The sequence below is a fragment of the Bifidobacterium sp. UTCIF-39 genome, assembly GCF_006408715.1.
In the GTDB taxonomy this organism is placed as follows: Bacteria; Actinomycetota; Actinomycetes; order Actinomycetales; family Bifidobacteriaceae; genus Galliscardovia; species Galliscardovia tissieri.
Window position 1 is genome coordinate 1 of sequence record NZ_JEOG01000001.1, and the last position, 15,691, is coordinate 15,691.

The following is a 15,691-nucleotide window of genomic DNA, read 5'->3' on the forward strand; positions in this document are numbered from 1 at the left end:
GGGGGAAGACGCCCCCTATACGAGCCCCCAAAACCGAACATTTCTCGTGAGGCAATGTTCGCTTCCCGTGTTCACTCGCACATCGCGTCCAAAATTTCGAATATTACCGTTCAAAAGAGCTTGAGATTCCCGAGAATTACTGAAATTCCGCCGTTTGCGGAGTAGTCTGACACACAATGACTACATTCTCGCATAACGTGGAGGACTTATGACCGACGTCAACGGCACCGTGGCTGCCATCCGTACCGGACTCGAATCGAATCTGATCGTGCACGACGAGCAGGTTGTGTTCCAGGGCGACGATGAGGCCCATTTCACCGTGATTCAGGCCAACGTGAGCCTGGGCAACGTCGAAGACGGCAATGCGGCCGGCCTTATCGATACGAAGTCCGAGCTTGATGAAGAGGCCAAACTCGATGCGGAGTCCGTTGAATCCGATGTGGATCGCGATGCCGAGGGCAAGCGACGGGTGCATCCCATCTTCTTCGCGCAGGTCAACGGCGGACAGCCCGGTGCCGTGTGCATCGCCGTGCATGACGGTCGTCTGCTGCTCGCCCGCCACTGGCGCATCGCCACCGATTCGTTCGAATGGGAGTTCCCGCGCAGCATGGGCGCTCCCGGCGAAGTCTCCGGCGCCACCGCGGAACGCGAACTGGAAACCGAAGCCGGCGTGAAGGCCACGTCGCGCCGCCTGCTCCAGATGATGCATGCCGACACCTGCAAGCTGCGCGATTCCATCGCCGTGGTCGAGCTCGCCGTGGACTCCGAATCGCTTGACGAAGCGGGCGTACTCGCCGACGGCAGCCTCGCCGGCCTGGACGACCTCGATGGAGCCACCCTCGCATGGCTCACCCCCGAAGAAATCGACACCATGATCGCAGAAGGCAACATCATGGACGGCATCACGCTCGCCTCCTATCTGATCTGGAAGACCCGCCGCGAAGCGGATGAAGCCGTAGAAGAGGAGTAATCGCCGCCGCAGTGCGGCGTCTCAGTGCCCCTGACGTCGATACTTCTCCTCGGTGGCGGCCTTCGCGGGGCGCCACCACTCCTCATGCGAGCGATACCACTCGATCGTCTCATCCAGACCCCGCACAAAATCCGCGTGCTGCGGTCGCCAGCCCAACTCCCGCATGATCTTCGACGCATCGATTGCATATCGGCGATCACCACCCGGCCGATCGTTCACATGATCAAACGCATCCTCCGGCAGGCCCATCCGTTGCAGAATCATGCGCAGCACATCGATGTTGCTGCGCTCGCCGTCAGCGCCGATCAGGTACGTCTCGCCAACCCGACCATGCGTGAGGATCCGCCACACGGCATCGCAATGATCATCCACATGAATCCAATCGCGCACGGCCAGTCCCTGACCATACAGCTTCGGGCGAATCCCGGCGAGGATGTTCGTGATCTGCCGCGGAATGAACTTCTCCACATGCTGATACGCGCCGTAATTGTTCGAACAATTCGAGATCGTCGTCGCCAATCCATACGTGCGGTGCCACGCGCGAACCAGATGATCGCTTGCCGCCTTCGACGCCGAATACGGGCTCGACGGGTTGTATGCCGTGGCCTCCGTGAACTTGCGCGGTTCGTCGAGGGCGAGGTCACCGTACACCTCGTCGGTGGAGATGTGGTGGAAGCGGATGTCGTGGGTGTGGGGGCTGTTGGTGGTGTTAGCGGTGTGGGCGCTGTTGGGGTTGTGACGCTCGTCGTATGGTTCTGGGCCGCATCCTAGGCCGCTGCACGCACAGTGCGCGTTCCGTTCATCCCGTTCGTGGCGCACCGCTTCGAGCAACGTGTACGTGCCGGTCACATTGGTGGTGAGGAAGGGTGATGCGTCGAGGATCGAATTGTCGTTGTGCGATTCCGCGGCGAAATGCACCACCGTGTCGATGTCGTGATCGTGCAGGATGCGTTCGACGAGCGGACGGTCGCAGATGTCGCCGTGGATGAACGTGAGCTGGTTCGGATCGATGCCGTTGAGGCTGGCGCGATTGCCGGCGTAGGTGAGCGCGTCGAGCACCACCATGTGCGCGTCCGGATGATGGGCGGCGGTCCAATGCGCGAAGTTCGCGCCGATGAAGCCTGCGCCGCCGGTGATCAGCAGATTGTGGGGTGTGTGCGTGGGAGCCATAGCCATGAGGTCCATGATATTCGTTGGGGTGCGATGGGTGCCGGGTGAGGGATGAGTGTGGTGCGGGCGATGGGGCTGGGATGGGGGCGGCATCGGCGAGACTGCTGCATCGTCCATCGGAAATCGTGCGTTGAGACGTTGAGGCTGAGACATCGAGACAATATATGGCATCGTTGGTTACCGGAACGATCACGTCAGGGGATACGAGGGTATATTGGGCACTATACGTCCGATTTCGGGGGATGCGGCGGGCTCCTGTGAAGGTGCCCGGCTCGCGAGGATCGGAAGATCGATCAGAGAGATCGAGAAGGTCAAGTGTCAACGGAGGTTACCATGACCGAGGTCAACGGCGGTGCGGACGATGCCATGACGGCTATTCGCTCCGGACTGGAATCACAGATGATCGTGCACGACGAGAAGGTCGTGTTCCAGGGGGATGACGAATCCCAGTTCACCGTGTTCCAGACGGATGTGAGCGTGGATGGAGAGTCGGGTGACGGCGATGGTGAGGGTGAGCGCGAGGGCGATGGCGCGCCCCGGACGCATTCCGTCCTGTTCGCACAGGTGCGTGGCGGGCAGCCGAGCGCGGTGTGCATTCCCGTGCGTTCGGACGGTCGTCTGCTGCTGGTGCGGCATTGGCGTATCGCCACTGATTCGTTCGAATGGGAGTTCCCGCGCAGCATGGGCGTGCCAGGTGAGGTTTCCGGTGCCACTGCCGAGCGCGAGCTGTTCGCCGAAGCCGGCGTTGGTACGGACGGGCGTCGCCTGCTGCAGATGATCCACGCTGATACGTGCAAGCTGCGTGACTCCGTGGCCGTGGTTGAGGCGAAGGTGAGCGACGAGGAGATTCAGGCGGGGGCTGAGGCTGCTGCCGATGGCGCGCAGGGTGCGCAGCCGGTGCGGGCGGTCGATGATCCCTTCCGCGCCGATGCCGATGACACCGATTCCCGTCTCGCATGGCTCACGCCTGAGGAGATCGACACGATGATCGTCGAGGGCAACATCATGGACGGCATCACGCTCGCCGCCTACCTGATCTGGAAGATCCGCCGCTAAAGGTGCGTGGTCCGGTCGGCTGGCCAGACGGGGTGGTCGGGCCGGCTGGCTGGGCGGTCGGCTGGGCTGGGCAGGGTGGTCGTCGGACAGGGGGCACGCGGAATGTGGAACCTGCCTGACCGTCGATGCCCGACGAGGACGCGACGGTGAGGGCGGGCGGAATGTGGAACCTGCCTGACCATGTCCGTCGGTCGTCCTCCGGTGTCGGCTGCCCAGCCGCTCGTTGACGTTGAACCTCATCTATTTGTTGGTCCGTAGGTCCGGAGCCAAACGTCAACTATCGAACTCCGCTGCTCGGGCTATCCATCACCGCATCTCATCACTTAAATCTTTGCCCACATACTGAGCACCCGTATTCCTTAGTGTGATCACACTAAAAAATATGGGTGTTGAAATTTCAACGTTTTGAGGGTGTGGGACGTTAGTGTGAGCTCACACTAACGGGGGCTCACACTCGCGAAAGAACGGCGGCAGTATCCTTGTGAAAACTCGCGCGATCAGTCCGTGAATTCGATGCGCAGGATGTCGGCGATGGCGTCGGCCAGGCGGGCGTGGTTCTCGGGGTCCATGTGCAGCTTGTCGACGTCGCTGGCTTCGGCCACGGTGGCGGCGTCGAGGAACATCCAGTCATTCCGTTCCGCGACCTCGCGATAGAACGGTGCCAGACGATGCGAGCGTTCCACGGCATCTTCATCGAAGCCGACGTACGGACTGCGGGAGATTCCCGGCTTCACGGCGATCGGCGACACAAGCAGGATCTTCGGGGCCGGACCGCAGCCGCCATACGGATAGTCGCGGATTGCAGCGCATACCTGTTCGGCTGCGGCGGCGATGGTGCGCGGCGACGCGTGGAAGATCTCTTTGAGATCATTCGTACCGAGGCTGACGATCGCGCAATCGAGCGGACGATGAGATTGCAGCACGATCGGCAGGGCCTGAATGCCGGCGCGTTGCGGCTCCAGTGGATTGTCGAACACCGTGGTCCTGCCGCCCATACCTTCTTCGATCACGCGCCATTCCGGGTTGAGCATGGTGGCGAGTCGACCGGTCCAACGCACGCCGAACGGGTGGCGGGTGCCTGGCTGGGCGGGATTGGTGCCGAACGTGTTGGAGTCGCCGAAGCAAAGTAGGTTCTTCATGCTTCACACTGTACTGGCCGGCAAGTGGATCTGCCGCTGTTGCCCGTGTTTGGGCCGGGTTCGGATCTTATTTGGGTTTGGGCTTGGGGAGGAGCGTAGGGCGTGTGACGGATGATTCGGCTTGAGCTTCAGCAGAATCATTTTCGTTTGATGCTGGCTTGAGCTTCATCAATGCCACGGCTGAGCCCCGTCTCATTCCGTCTGGACTGGTCTGATCCTATCTAGATTCCACCGATTTGCCTAACCCGGCTTCGCTGGGCAGATATGGCCTCCTGCTGACATCTAACCATGCTTCGGTAGGTCTTCCCCAACGTAGACCTATCCGAGTATGAGCAAACATGGATATCTATATGCTCAAACCTATCCAGGGCACCCCGATTTTCGGGCATTGTCGTGAATGGTGTATTTTGCCGAGTGCCCAGCGAGGCGTGGTTAGATGTCTGCGGCGGTCTCTATCTGCCTGGCGAAGGGCACATAGGATTTGTATGTAGGTAAAGCTGAGGAAATTAGAGCCGTGGGCGAGAGCTTCGCCGGGAAAAGAAAATGGGGCAGGGGGCATTGAGTGGTCCGGTCCGATTCGGGCCAGAGACCGGGGGCATGTTGTGTTCTGCGTGGCGGTTCATGAGTTCTTGGGACGAGGCATCGGGCGTGTGATGTGCAACAGATTTGAATGTCCGAACAGAACTTTCGGAGGCCTATCCGCCGACCGGCGTGAGGAACAGGATCTGCGGGCGTCCGGATCGAACTCGTCCGGCGGCAACCCAGACCCTATCCTGGACTCGGGCCGCCGCCGGACGAGTTATTGCAGGCCGCCCTAGCTCGGCGTCGCCCTCCTCACTGCTGGCGGTAGACCTTGGTGTAGGAGCCTTCGGCGCGCGGCCGCACCACGATCTGGTCCACGTCCACGGTGTCGGGCTGCTCAAGCGCCCAGCGCACGCATTCGGCGATGTCCTCGGCCGTGAGCGGATCAGGCACGCCTGCATATACCGCCGCGGCCTTGGCCTCATCGCCGTGGAAGCGCTTGACGGAGAACTCGTCGGTGTACACCATGCCCGGCGCGATATCGATCACACGCACGGGCTCGCCGATCAGCTCCAGACGCAGCACACGAGCCATCACCCGTTCCGCGAACTTCGACGCGCAATAGCCGGCTCCGCCCTCATACGGTTCGATGCCCGCAGTGGAGGAGATCACCAGCACGCTGCCGGACGACTCCTTAAGCGCGGGCAACAGCTTCTGCGTGATGCGCAACGTCCCGAGCACATTGAGCTCATACATGGCACGCCAATCGTCCAGATTCGCCGTGGCGACCGGATCCTTGCCGATCGCACCGCCCGCGCAGTTGACCAGCGCCTTCACCGGTCCCGCCGCCAGAATCCGGTCGACCGCGGACTGTGTGGATTCCTCGTCGGTGATGTCGGTGGCGATCGGCGTGCAGCCGGTTTCTGAGGCGAGCGCGTTGAGCTTGCTTTCGCGGCGGGCGAGCGCGAACACCGTCCATCCTTCGGCGGTGAGCTTGCGGACCGTTGCGGCGCCGATGCCGCTGGACGCGCCCGTCACCACGGCGGTGCGTGCGGTGTTGGTTGCGTTGGTGAGTTCGGATTCCTGTGTCATTGCGGTCTCCTTCGGCAAGAGTTCCTTTGCGGGGGTTGCATTCGCTTCCGATTCTAGTGTTGCGAGGTTGCGATGCCGATATCCCCGTTGCAGTGAATGCGCCTAATCCCAATCAATGGGACCCGCATTGACGACGCGGTCAGTGTCGCCGGAGCGCCCTCGAATGAGGGGCCGGGCCGTTCTGGCGTGTGCCGATGTGCCCTATGCGTCCAATTCCTTCGATTACATGTCGATGCCCACGACTCTCCGTGTAACTACGTTAATTTTTGAAAAACTACGTAGAAATCAACGTTTTTTGTCGTACGATGAAAGAGCGCCGCGCGGCATCGCTGCACAATCTCACGATTGGATGTCGTGCGGTTGCTTTTGCATCATGCCGAGTTCTCACGCTGGCGAGGCTACTTGCCGACGGCTACTCTGGGTCATATGAGGATTCTCCATACTTCGGATTGGCATATCGGCCGGCGCTTCAAAGGGGTTGACCTTGTCGAATACCAGCGTCGGGCGCTCGACTGGCTGATCGACACCGTGCAACGTGAGCATGTGGACGTGGTGTGTGTGTCCGGCGACGTATACGATTCGCCGATGCCATCCGCCGCGTCGGTTGATCTTCTGGATGATGCGCTGACACGTCTGACCTCGATCATTGGCGATGAGGGACGCCCGGCAGTGGATGTGATCGTGACACCCGGAAACCATGATTCCGCGCGCAAACTCGGGTTTGGGGCGCGAATGATGCGCCCGAATCTGCACCTGCGCTGCGAGATCGCGCAGATTGCGGACCCGGTGATCGTGACACGTGGGGGAGCGGACGGCCGGGAAGATCGGCTGGCCGTGTACGCGCTGCCGTATCTGGACCCGGACGTGGCGCGGCCCGCGCTGGAGAAACTGCTGGAGTACGAGAACGCCGAGGATTTCGTCCAGCTGGATTCCTGCGCTGTGTCTCAGGAGGAAGTCGAGCATGTGGGACGAGAGGATGGGGACAACCCGCGCAACTCTGGGGATAATCCGGAGACGATGGATGGCGTCACCCCACGCCTGCGAATCCCGCGCTCGCATGAGGGCGTGATGACCGCCGCAATGCGATTGATCCGCATGGATCTGAACCGTCGCCGGCAGCAGGCAGAAGCCGAAGGCGCATCATTCCACGCGGTGCTCATGGCCCATGCCTTCGTTTCGGGCGCGGCTCCCAGCGATTCGGAGCGCAACATCACCATCGGCGGCGTGGACAGCGTGCCGGCCGCGGTGTTCTCGAACAGCGGTCTGGATTATCTCGCGCTCGGACACTTGCACCGCGCCCAGCAGGTGCGTATCCCCTCCGGCAGCGCCGTCGTTCCTGATGGACTCGATGATGACCGAGATTCGACGAACACAGAAAATGAGAAGACTTCGATTGCCGCTCATGTCGCGAACCCCAATGCATCCAAGTCCGGCGATCCCGCCGACATCGTACCCATTGAGCCGCACAAGTCCATCGGGTCTGTCACGGCTCCGCAGCGCTCCAAGACCTCGATGTTCAAGGGCGGAAATTCCGCTCCGCCTTTCGCACGGTATTCGGGATCCCTGCTCGCGTACTCGTTCTCCGAAGCATGTACGCCGCCGGTCGTGGGCAACGGGAAAAGCGTGGTGATCGTTGACATGCCGTACGTATCCGCATCGACTTCGTCAGTGGCGGCACCTTCATCGGCCCCGTCGTCCTCGCAAGCTCAGCCAACCGCGCAGACTCAACCTGACGTGTCCTCATCGACCCAGACAATCCGTCCGTCCCTGCGCACAATCCCCGTGGAATCAGGCCAGCCTGCGTTGGTCCGACTTGCCGGCTCGCCCGAGGAACTGCTCGGCGACCTCGCCGAATCGCACCGCCACGACTGGGTGTCACTCACCGTGGTATCCGACATCTACCCGCACGGCATGTATCAGAAACTCGACGCCGCGTACGAGCACGCGTTGGAAAAGAACTTCAAGATCACGCAACGATCCGCCGGAACCGCCGACTCCGCAAATGGCAGCGGACCGGATCGCGCGATGGCCAATCTCCACGAGACTCGCAGCGAACTCGACGTGCTCACAGGGTTCGTTCGCTACACGCTGGGCCGCGAGCCGAATGACGGTGAGATCGCCGTGCTGCGCGACGCCGTGGAACGCGTACATGCCACCGACGATGAGAAAGCCGATACGACTACGTCAACGGCAGCCACAACACTCGGCGCGCCCGCGCCCGTCGCAACCGACACCGCGACCGTCGAAACCGCTACGCCAGCGAACAGGAAAGGAGCCCGCGCATGAGACTGATCGGCATGCGTTTCCAAGGCATTGGCCCGTACGAAAAGGAATACTCCATCGATTTCGCGGCGCTCAACCGGTCTCGTATGTTTCTGATCGAAGGCGAGACCGGAGCCGGCAAATCCACGATCCTCGACTGCATCAGCTTCGCGCTGTACGGCGACGTGTCGGCGGACGTGGCCAGCAAGGACCGTCTGCGCTCGCGATTCCTCGGCACCGAGCAGACGCCGTCGTATGTGGATCTGATCTTTGAGCTCAACGACGCGTTCTATCGTGTGCGCCGCGAGCCGGCCTATGAGCGTCGCAAGCGTCGCGGCGAAGGCACGACGGCGGTGAATCCCAAGGGTCTGCTGTGGCAAGTGGATGATGGGATCGCCGCGCTGCTGCCGGCCGGATGGGGGTCGGATGATCGCAGTGATCATGACGTCGATAGTTCCAATCAGATCGTGGATGATTCCGATCAGGTTGCGCTTGATGGCACCGCCACGCGATATTTCGAGTACGCCGACGACGCCGATCACGCCAAGGTCCTGGCGAGTCAGGCGCGCGACACCGGCACGGAGATCCTGCGGTTGCTGCATTTGTCGCGCGACCAGTTCTCCAAGACCGTAATGCTTGCACAGGGCCAGTTTTCCAGTTTTCTGCGGTGCAAGCCGGAGGAACGTACGCAGCTGGTCAAGAGTCTGTTCGAGGCGGACGTGTACGAGTCGATTCAGAAAACGCTCGATGAGATGCGGAAAACACAATCCGATCAGGTGGCCGCGCAACGTCGTGATGTGGTGAGTGCGGTCCGCGATGCGCGCACCAACGCTGAAGAGATCGAACGACGTGGTGATGAGATACGTGATGCTGGCCAAAACGTTGTGAATCAGGATTCGGATTCGATTGATAAAACCGCCGATGGTCATGATGATGAACGCGATGCCGGTAAGGATGCCTGGGATGTCAACGATGTCAATGCACCCGAGGTTGTGAAGGACAACCCCGACCCCCTTTCCGTTATCAAGGCGAACTGGTGCCTGGACGAGCGCGGGGATCTGGCCGAACCGGCCCTGAGCCCTTCGGACATCGCAGCCGCGCTCGACGACCATTTGACCGCTGCCGGAACCGCGGCGGCGCATTTGCTCGCCCACAGCCACGACGCATTAACGGCATCGTCCACGCGACTCGACGACGAGCAGCGAAAACTCGACGCCATGCGACAGCTGTCGGCAGCCGACACGGCGTATCGGACCGCGGTCGGTCAACGTGACGAACTGGAACAGCGTCGGCCCGACGTCGACGACATCCGTGAACGATTGCAGAAATCCGCGGCGGCGGAGCCCGTGGCGCGTGCGCAGCGCGAATGCGAGGCTGTGCAGAAACGTCGTGCGCAGACCGATGCCGCATTGCGTGCCGCCAATGAGGAATTGGCCGCATGCGAATCCGCGGAGGCGTTGACCGCATCACGTGACAAGGCAAATGCCGTGGCTGCCGGACGACCCGCCGCCGAAGCCGCGTTGCGCGCCGCGCAGGAGTTGGAATCCCGTGCCGCTTCGGCCCGTGCCTCGTGGAAGAAGGCCGAGCGTGCCGATAGTCAGGCGCGATCGCAGGCCGCGGCGACGGATGCGGCCCGTGACGCATTGTCTGCGTTGGAACGAGAGCACAGCGAGTCGGATCTGCGGCAACAACTGGAGGATGTGATTCGTCGCGAGGCGGCGCAGCCCGGCCTGCAGGACCGCTTGCAGGCTGCGCGAACCGTGCTCGATCACGCGCGCAAACGACAGGCCGAGGAATCGTCTCTGGAACAACTGCAGGCCGCCGTCGACCAGGCGTTGCGGAACCAGCGGCATGCGGACGACGAGTACGAGCAGGCTCGGCGTGCGTTTTTCGCCGCGGGGGCCGCGCGGCTGGCCGGGGAACTCGTCGACGGGTGCCCGTGCCCGGTGTGCGGCAGCGTGGATCATCCGCATCCGGCCGCCACGCCATCGGATGCCTTTGCTCTGCCGGATGATGCCACTGACAATGTGGTCGCCGCTCCCGACGAGAACCGTCTGAACGAGCTCGATCAGTCCGCCCGTCAGGCCGCGCAGCAGGTGATCGCAGCCAATGCCGCCGTCGACCTGTGCAAGGCGCGCATCGCCTCGGAAAGCGAGCAGTCCCAAGGGCTGAGCGTCGAGGATGCCGAGGCTGCGGTGGCTCAGGTGCGCAAGGAATTGGACGAAGTACGCGCACTTGGCAAGACGCGCGATCAGCTGAACGCGCAGCTGCAGGCGTTGCACGATGCCGCCAAACAGGTCGACGACTGCGCTCGCCGGTTGGACGTGGCCAAGGCCGAGGCGTCTGGAGCCCTGGAATTGGTTCGCGCCGCCGTGGAGTCGTGCGTGGCATCCGCCGGTCTGTCCGAATCCGATGCCGATTCGGATGACGTGATTGATGCCGTCGGCGATTCCGGCGATTCCAATGATGCCAGCGATTCCACTGATGAACTGGCCGCGCTCGCCGTGCGCATCGACGCCGTCGAAACCCGCGCATCCGACGACGAACGAGCCGCGAACGACGCCATCGCCGTGTGCGATCGTGCGGTTCGTGAAGTCGCGCGCATCGATCGGGATATCGCGCAGCGGACCGCATTGGAACAGCGGATCGGCGAGGTCGCGGCCGCCCTGCAGGAGATCGACCGACAGCTTGCCGCAATACAGGAGACCCGCGATCAGGCGTTGTCGCACAGTGGATTCGAAACCGTCGAAGCGGCTCTGAACGCCGAACTCGACGCCAGGGAAACGCAACGATTGCAGTCCGCGGTCGAACGATTCGATCGTGACGATCACGCGACCCAATCCGAACTGCAACGCACACTGACCGCGTTGCAAGCGCTGCTGGAGTCGGACATCGTGCGGCTGACGTTAGGCGCATCGGGCGCGGAAGTGCTGACTGCGGAAGTGCCGGCTGGAGTATCGACCGGGGAGCCGTCAGGCGCGGGAACAACGTCCTCGCCCTCCTCCATGCCCTCGCCAGACGGTCTCGAATTGCTTCCCGATACCGATCATCTGCACGCGATCATCCGCGCTCTCGAATCATCCGTACGCCAGGCCGAATCCGAACGCGACGCCGCCATCCGCACGGAGGAACAGGTCAAAACGCTCGACGCGGAACGCATACGAACCGCGGAGACACTGCGAACGGCGGTCCGCACATGGTCCGAATCATCAAGCCGATTCGCACCCATCCGCGACATGGCCCTGCTCGCCGGAGGGCGTGCGGGATCGCTTGCAACCGGCACCGCAAACGAAGGCCTCTCCCTCGTCACCTACGCCGTCACCGAACGCTTCCGCGACGTGCTCGCCCGCGCCAACGAGATCCTCGGCGACATCAAAGGCGGCGTATACGAACTGCGACTCGGCGCGCATGAGGGGCGCACATCCAAAACCGGCCTGCCGATCGAGGTGTTCGACCGTCGCAGTGATCTCACCTGCGAAGCGACCACATTGTCCGGCGGAGAAACGTTCTTCGTGTCGCTCGCGCTCGCGTTGGCGCTCGCCGACATCATTCAGGCCGAGAACGGTGGCATTTCCATGGATACGCTGTTCATCGACGAGGGCTTCGGCACGCTGTCCGAGGAGTATCTTGACGATGTGCTTGATGTGCTGCGGCGGATGAGTCGGCATCGTGACATCGGCGTGATCTCGCACGTCGGGCAGCTCAAGGATCAGATCGCCGAGCGGATCAGCGTGACCCGCATCAACGAGGACTCCGCCAGCCGCATCACCGTCACGGTGTGAGATGGGTGCGAGGCGTGGCTGGCGGGAATTACGCGATCGGGTGGTTGCCCAGTTGGGTGGTTGCCCAGTTAGGTGATCAGTCTGGGTGCTTAGCCGAAGAAGCGGCCGAACAGCGAGCTGGCTGCGTCGCCGAGCGAGCTCTGCGCCTGGTCTGCCACGCCGGACAGGTTGCCTGCGGCATCGCCGAGCGTGCCGCCCAGATCGCCCGTCGCACCCTGCAGCGTGCCGCCCAGATCGCTGCCGGCTGCAGCCAGGCCGTCAAGCGCACCGCTGAAGTTGCCGCTGGTCACGCTCTCCCAGGCACCCTGCGCGGCATCGCCCAGTCCGGAGCCGGCCAGATCGCCCAATGCGGCCTGTCCTGCATCGGCAAAACCGGCACCGGCATCTGCCAGACCAGCGGTTGCGTCGGACAGACCGGCACCGGCGACGTCGGCGAACCCGGCCGTGGCGTCCTGCGCGACCGTACCCAGATCGCCGGCCGCGCCCGTCAGCCCGTCAACGGCGTCCTGTCCGTAGGCACCCAGATCGCCGGCGCCGTTCGACAGTGCGTCCTTAAGAAATCCGAATACCATGATGTCCCCCTTCTTGTCCGTTATCCATGTTCGTTTGTGCGTGGCGTGGCCGCGAATGACAAGCCGCGTCGCGCGTGCATCGCACAACTTCCGTTGTGGTCGTGTTGTGGATTCTGTTGTGATTCTGGTTTGGTTGCGATCATTCCACGCAGATCGGCATCGTTCGTGGCCGCTCTGTCACGTTAGAACGACATTTCTGCATGATCTGTTGAAATAACGACTGATATCCAGATAAACCGATCCGGCTGGGAATCTGCTGAAAATGTAAGGAAGATTACAGCCTTGGTCGTCTTTTTTGGTCGATTTGCGGCCGCCTGTCGGTTTCCTGGCCGTATGTCGAACGTCTATTGGCCGAAGTCCGTGGGGGAGTGTAGATTACGAGAGTTGCCCATTTTGGGCACGCGCTTACACACTCCTGCCATGGACCGTCCATGGCCTTTAGTCCGAAGGAGGTGGGTGATGTCTGCGCACAAGTATGAACTGATGCTCATTGCCGATCCCGAGCTGGATGAACGAGCACTGAAGAAGCTCACCGAGCAGTTCCTCACGGTTGTCACCGATGAGAAGGGCACCATCGACAGCACCGATTACTGGGGCCGTCGCAAGCTGGCTTACGAGATCGCCGGCAAGACCGAAGGCAACTACGCTGTCATCGAGTACACCGCCGAACCGGCCACCAGCGCCGAGCTCGACCGTCTGCTCAACCTCAACGAGTCCATCATCCGTACGAAGATTCTTCGTAAGGACGCCAAGTGATCCTTCGGGCCTGACCCGAAAATCACTTCCCCGTCTACCACGTCTAGAACACCTAGAGCTTAGAACGACACAGTACGATTCCCGGCCGAACCCGAACTCAACGGTCGCATGACCGAAGCCGAGGTGCGGCGGACAGGAAGGCAGAATCATGGCAGGAGATACCGTCATCACGGTCGTGGGCAACCTCACGGCCGATCCTGAACTGCGTACCATCCCGAGTGGTGCCACGGTGGCGAACTTCACCATCGCCTCCACCCCCCGTACCTACAACAGGCAGTCGGGTCAGTGGGAGGACGGCGAAGCGCTGTTCCTCCGCTGCTCGGCATGGGATTCGAACTACAACCCGATCGCTTCCAACATTCAGGCGTCGCTGGCCAAGGGCATGCGCGTGATCGCGCAGGGCCGTCTGACCCAGCGTTCCTACACCGCGAACGACGGCAGCAGCCGTACCGTGGTGGAGCTCCGCGTGGATGAGATCGGTCCCGCACTGTCGCGCAATACCGCACAGGTGACCCGCAACAACAACGGAGGCAACGGCGGCTACCAGGGCGCAGGCCAAGGTGGCGGATTCGCCGGTGCTCCGCGCAACAACGCGGCTTCCTCGCAGGGAGGCTACCAGGGCGGGTACTCCGGAGGATACTCGGGAGGCTATCAGGGCGGCGGTGCCGCTCAGGCCGCTCCCGCAGCTCCGCAGTCCGCGCCGGCCCCCGCGGCCGATCCGTGGTCGAGCGGTGCCGACGCCTCGGGTTCGTATGGTTCGTTCGGTGCCACCAACGACTTCGGTGGCGGAGACGACGAGCCGGAGTTCTAACGCTTACCATCGTCATTTCGTCGTCGTTCCGAGGCATGGCAGGGGCCATGGTTGTCGGCGACGAACAGACATGACGAACACCAGACACATGGTCTGACTCAGTCAGACAACCAGTCAAAGACATCAGTCGTAATTTGTAAGGAGTGCATATGTCACGCAAGAGGCCGCAGCCGCCGGTGAAGCCGTTCAAGAAGAAGCCGAATCCGCTGAAGGCTGCCAAGGTTACCGAGATCGATTACAAGGACGTGGCTCTGCTGCGCAAGTTCATCTCCGATCGCGGCAAGATCCGTTCCCGCCGTATCACCGGCGTCACCGTCCAGGAGCAGCGTGATCTCGCCAAGGCCATCAAGAACGCCCGCGAGATGGCTCTGCTGCCGTACGCCACTTCCGGCCGCTGATAGCTGATAGGAGATTCGCAATGGCTAAGGATACCAAGGTTATTCTCACCACCACCGTTAGCAACCTGGGCCACTCCGGCGATGTCGTCGAGGTGAAGCCGGGCTACGCTCGCAACTACCTGATCCCGCAGGGCCTCGCCTTCGCGTGGAGCAAGGGTGCCGCCGCTCAGATCGAGCAGATGCAGCGCGCTCGTCGTGCCGCCGCTCTCGCCACCCGCGAGGACGCCGTGGCCGCCAAGAACGCCATCGAAGGCACCGTCATCGAGATCGCCGCCAAGGTCTCTGAGTCCGGCAAGCTATTCGGTGCCATCTCCACCAAGCATGTCGCTCAGGAGCTGTCCGCCAAGGGCACCGCCGTCGAGGCCAAGGACATCACCGTGGAGAACATCAAGACCACCGGCGATTTCGCCGCCACGGTCCAGCTCCACCCGGAGATCGCCGCCAACTTCACCATCAAGGTGGTCGCCGCCTGATTGCATTCCGCGCGAATGGCCGCACGGCCAGCGTAGGAATGGCGTCAGTCGATCGACCGACCCGAGCTTAAGCCCAAGGGGGCTCGCAGACTTCACGCCTGCGAGCCCCCTTTTCGTTATGTTGCTAGGTCTTTCGGTTCGCGTTTCGCGCCGTCGTTCGAGCGCGATGTACGAGCGCGAGGTGCCCCAGGAGTTCAGCCTCAGAAGTTGCGACCAGACCAACCCCAGTCCGTCGTCGCCGTGTACCGGATGTACACGCGGTTGGATGCGATGCCGAGAACATCCTCCAACGCGGCGTCGATCTGACGGGTGAGTTCCTCCCAACTTTCGCGCGGCACGGAGCTGCCGAACACGTTCACCTCCACGTAGGCGGCGGGCTTGCCGTCCTCGCCGCCGAAGTAGATCGGCATGTTGTCTTCGAACGGGCACATGAGCCAACCTTCGGACTTGCCGGGAACGGCGGAGATGGCCTTGCCGTACGCGGTTTTGAGGGCTTCGCGCTGCTCGCGGTTGGTGTTGACACTGACATGGGTGTGAATGACGGGCATGATCGCTCCTTTTCTCCGGCCATCTGCCGACCGGTCGTTCATTTTCCAGCGTAGTCTCCCCGCTGGGCGTTCGCTTATGATCCGGAATGATCGCTTCTGTGATTCCGGCATCAAAACGTAAAGATCGGGGAGGGGTTTGC

The 15,691-nt window shown here is 62.1% G+C and carries 13 protein-coding genes; 8 read left to right on the plus strand and 5 right to left on the minus strand.

The genetic code is table 11. The features are described from left to right. The first annotated feature begins 208 nt into the window (after positions 1 to 208). Positions 209 to 970 (plus strand): NUDIX hydrolase, encoded by a 762-nt coding sequence (locus tag EP30_RS00005; protein ID WP_094663928.1) that lies wholly within the window; start codon positions 209 to 211, stop codon positions 968 to 970. 21 nt (positions 971 to 991) lie between these two features. Here the strand turns inward: EP30_RS00005 and rfbB are convergent, their stop codons facing one another. After that, positions 992 to 2,155, minus strand: coding sequence for a dTDP-glucose 4,6-dehydratase (rfbB, locus tag EP30_RS00010; RefSeq protein ID WP_258185275.1), 1,164 nt, complete (start codon positions 2,153 to 2,155; stop codon positions 992 to 994). A 318-nt stretch (positions 2,156 to 2,473) separates the two neighbouring features. Here rfbB and EP30_RS00015 point away from each other — a divergent pair, with 318 nt between their 5' ends. After that, complete coding sequence (locus tag EP30_RS00015) at positions 2,474 to 3,196, plus strand: NUDIX hydrolase (RefSeq protein ID WP_140555068.1); 723 nt, start codon at positions 2,474 to 2,476, stop codon at positions 3,194 to 3,196. 497 nt (positions 3,197 to 3,693) lie between these two features. Here the strand turns inward: EP30_RS00015 and EP30_RS00020 are convergent, their stop codons facing one another. Beyond that, a complete protein-coding gene (locus tag EP30_RS00020) occupies positions 3,694 to 4,335 on the minus strand; it encodes an SGNH/GDSL hydrolase family protein (RefSeq protein WP_140555070.1) in 642 nt (213 codons plus the stop codon). 834 nt (positions 4,336 to 5,169) lie between these two features. After that, positions 5,170 to 5,949: an SDR family oxidoreductase gene (locus tag EP30_RS00025; protein ID WP_140555072.1), complete on the minus strand. Its 780-nt coding sequence runs from the start codon at positions 5,947 to 5,949 to the stop codon at positions 5,170 to 5,172. Positions 5,950 to 6,375: 426 nt separating this feature from the next. On the opposite strand from EP30_RS00025, the gene EP30_RS00030 reads away from it, so the two are divergent. Then, positions 6,376 to 8,235, plus strand: coding sequence for an exonuclease SbcCD subunit D (locus tag EP30_RS00030; RefSeq protein ID WP_140555074.1), 1,860 nt, complete (start codon positions 6,376 to 6,378; stop codon positions 8,233 to 8,235). After that, positions 8,232 to 11,993, plus strand: coding sequence for an AAA family ATPase (locus tag EP30_RS00035; RefSeq protein WP_140555077.1), 3,762 nt, complete (start codon positions 8,232 to 8,234; stop codon positions 11,991 to 11,993). The genes EP30_RS00030 and EP30_RS00035 overlap by 4 nt, the downstream gene beginning before the upstream one ends. Positions 11,994 to 12,082: 89 nt before the next feature. On the opposite strand, the gene EP30_RS00040 is transcribed toward EP30_RS00035, so the two are convergent. Beyond that, positions 12,083 to 12,565, minus strand: coding sequence for a hypothetical protein (locus tag EP30_RS00040; protein WP_140555079.1), 483 nt, complete (start codon positions 12,563 to 12,565; stop codon positions 12,083 to 12,085). Positions 12,566 to 13,024: 459 nt separating this feature from the next. On the opposite strand from EP30_RS00040, the gene rpsF reads away from it, so the two are divergent. From rpsF to rplI, 4 genes are all read left to right on the plus strand, one after another. Then, positions 13,025 to 13,321 carry a 30S ribosomal protein S6 gene (gene rpsF / locus EP30_RS00045; RefSeq protein WP_094662089.1) on the plus strand — a complete coding sequence of 99 codons (297 nt, stop codon included), beginning with the start codon at positions 13,025 to 13,027 and terminating at the stop codon, positions 13,319 to 13,321. A 148-nt stretch (positions 13,322 to 13,469) separates the two neighbouring features. Further along, positions 13,470 to 14,132 (plus strand): single-stranded DNA-binding protein, encoded by a 663-nt coding sequence (locus tag EP30_RS00050; RefSeq protein WP_140555082.1) that lies wholly within the window; start codon positions 13,470 to 13,472, stop codon positions 14,130 to 14,132. A gap of 149 nt (positions 14,133 to 14,281) precedes the next feature. Then, entirely contained in the window at positions 14,282 to 14,530 is a 249-nt protein-coding gene (gene rpsR, locus EP30_RS00055; protein ID WP_043167349.1) for a 30S ribosomal protein S18, read from the plus strand. Between the two features lie 20 nt (positions 14,531 to 14,550). Next, positions 14,551 to 15,003, plus strand: a complete 453-nt coding sequence (rplI, locus tag EP30_RS00060; RefSeq protein ID WP_094662093.1) for a 50S ribosomal protein L9 — start codon at positions 14,551 to 14,553, stop codon at positions 15,001 to 15,003. Positions 15,004 to 15,203: 200 nt separating this feature from the next. Here rplI and EP30_RS00065 read toward each other — a convergent pair whose 3' ends face one another. Next, positions 15,204 to 15,551 carry a hypothetical protein gene (locus EP30_RS00065; RefSeq protein WP_094662095.1) on the minus strand — a complete coding sequence of 116 codons (348 nt, stop codon included), beginning with the start codon at positions 15,549 to 15,551 and terminating at the stop codon, positions 15,204 to 15,206. Positions 15,552 to 15,691 lie beyond the last annotated feature (140 nt).

What these genes read in the sequence shown, in the direction of transcription:
- EP30_RS00005 (WP_094663928.1), top strand. Translation starts at nt 209, where the DNA reads ATGACCGACGTCAACGGCACCGTGGCTGCCATCCGTACCGGACTCGAA.
- rfbB (WP_258185275.1), bottom strand. Translation starts at nt 2,155, where the DNA reads ATGGACCTCATGGCTATGGCTCCCACGCACACACCCCACAATCTGCTG.
- EP30_RS00015 (WP_140555068.1), top strand. Translation starts at nt 2,474, where the DNA reads ATGACCGAGGTCAACGGCGGTGCGGACGATGCCATGACGGCTATTCGC.
- EP30_RS00020 (WP_140555070.1), bottom strand. Translation starts at nt 4,335, where the DNA reads ATGAAGAACCTACTTTGCTTCGGCGACTCCAACACGTTCGGCACCAAT.
- EP30_RS00025 (WP_140555072.1), bottom strand. Translation starts at nt 5,949, where the DNA reads ATGACACAGGAATCCGAACTCACCAACGCAACCAACACCGCACGCACC.
- EP30_RS00030 (WP_140555074.1), top strand. Translation starts at nt 6,376, where the DNA reads ATGAGGATTCTCCATACTTCGGATTGGCATATCGGCCGGCGCTTCAAA.
- EP30_RS00035 (WP_140555077.1), top strand. Translation starts at nt 8,232, where the DNA reads ATGAGACTGATCGGCATGCGTTTCCAAGGCATTGGCCCGTACGAAAAG.
- EP30_RS00040 (WP_140555079.1), bottom strand. Translation starts at nt 12,565, where the DNA reads ATGGTATTCGGATTTCTTAAGGACGCACTGTCGAACGGCGCCGGCGAT.
- rpsF (WP_094662089.1), top strand. Translation starts at nt 13,025, where the DNA reads ATGTCTGCGCACAAGTATGAACTGATGCTCATTGCCGATCCCGAGCTG.
- EP30_RS00050 (WP_140555082.1), top strand. Translation starts at nt 13,470, where the DNA reads ATGGCAGGAGATACCGTCATCACGGTCGTGGGCAACCTCACGGCCGAT.
- rpsR (WP_043167349.1), top strand. Translation starts at nt 14,282, where the DNA reads ATGTCACGCAAGAGGCCGCAGCCGCCGGTGAAGCCGTTCAAGAAGAAG.
- rplI (WP_094662093.1), top strand. Translation starts at nt 14,551, where the DNA reads ATGGCTAAGGATACCAAGGTTATTCTCACCACCACCGTTAGCAACCTG.
- EP30_RS00065 (WP_094662095.1), bottom strand. Translation starts at nt 15,551, where the DNA reads ATGCCCGTCATTCACACCCATGTCAGTGTCAACACCAACCGCGAGCAG.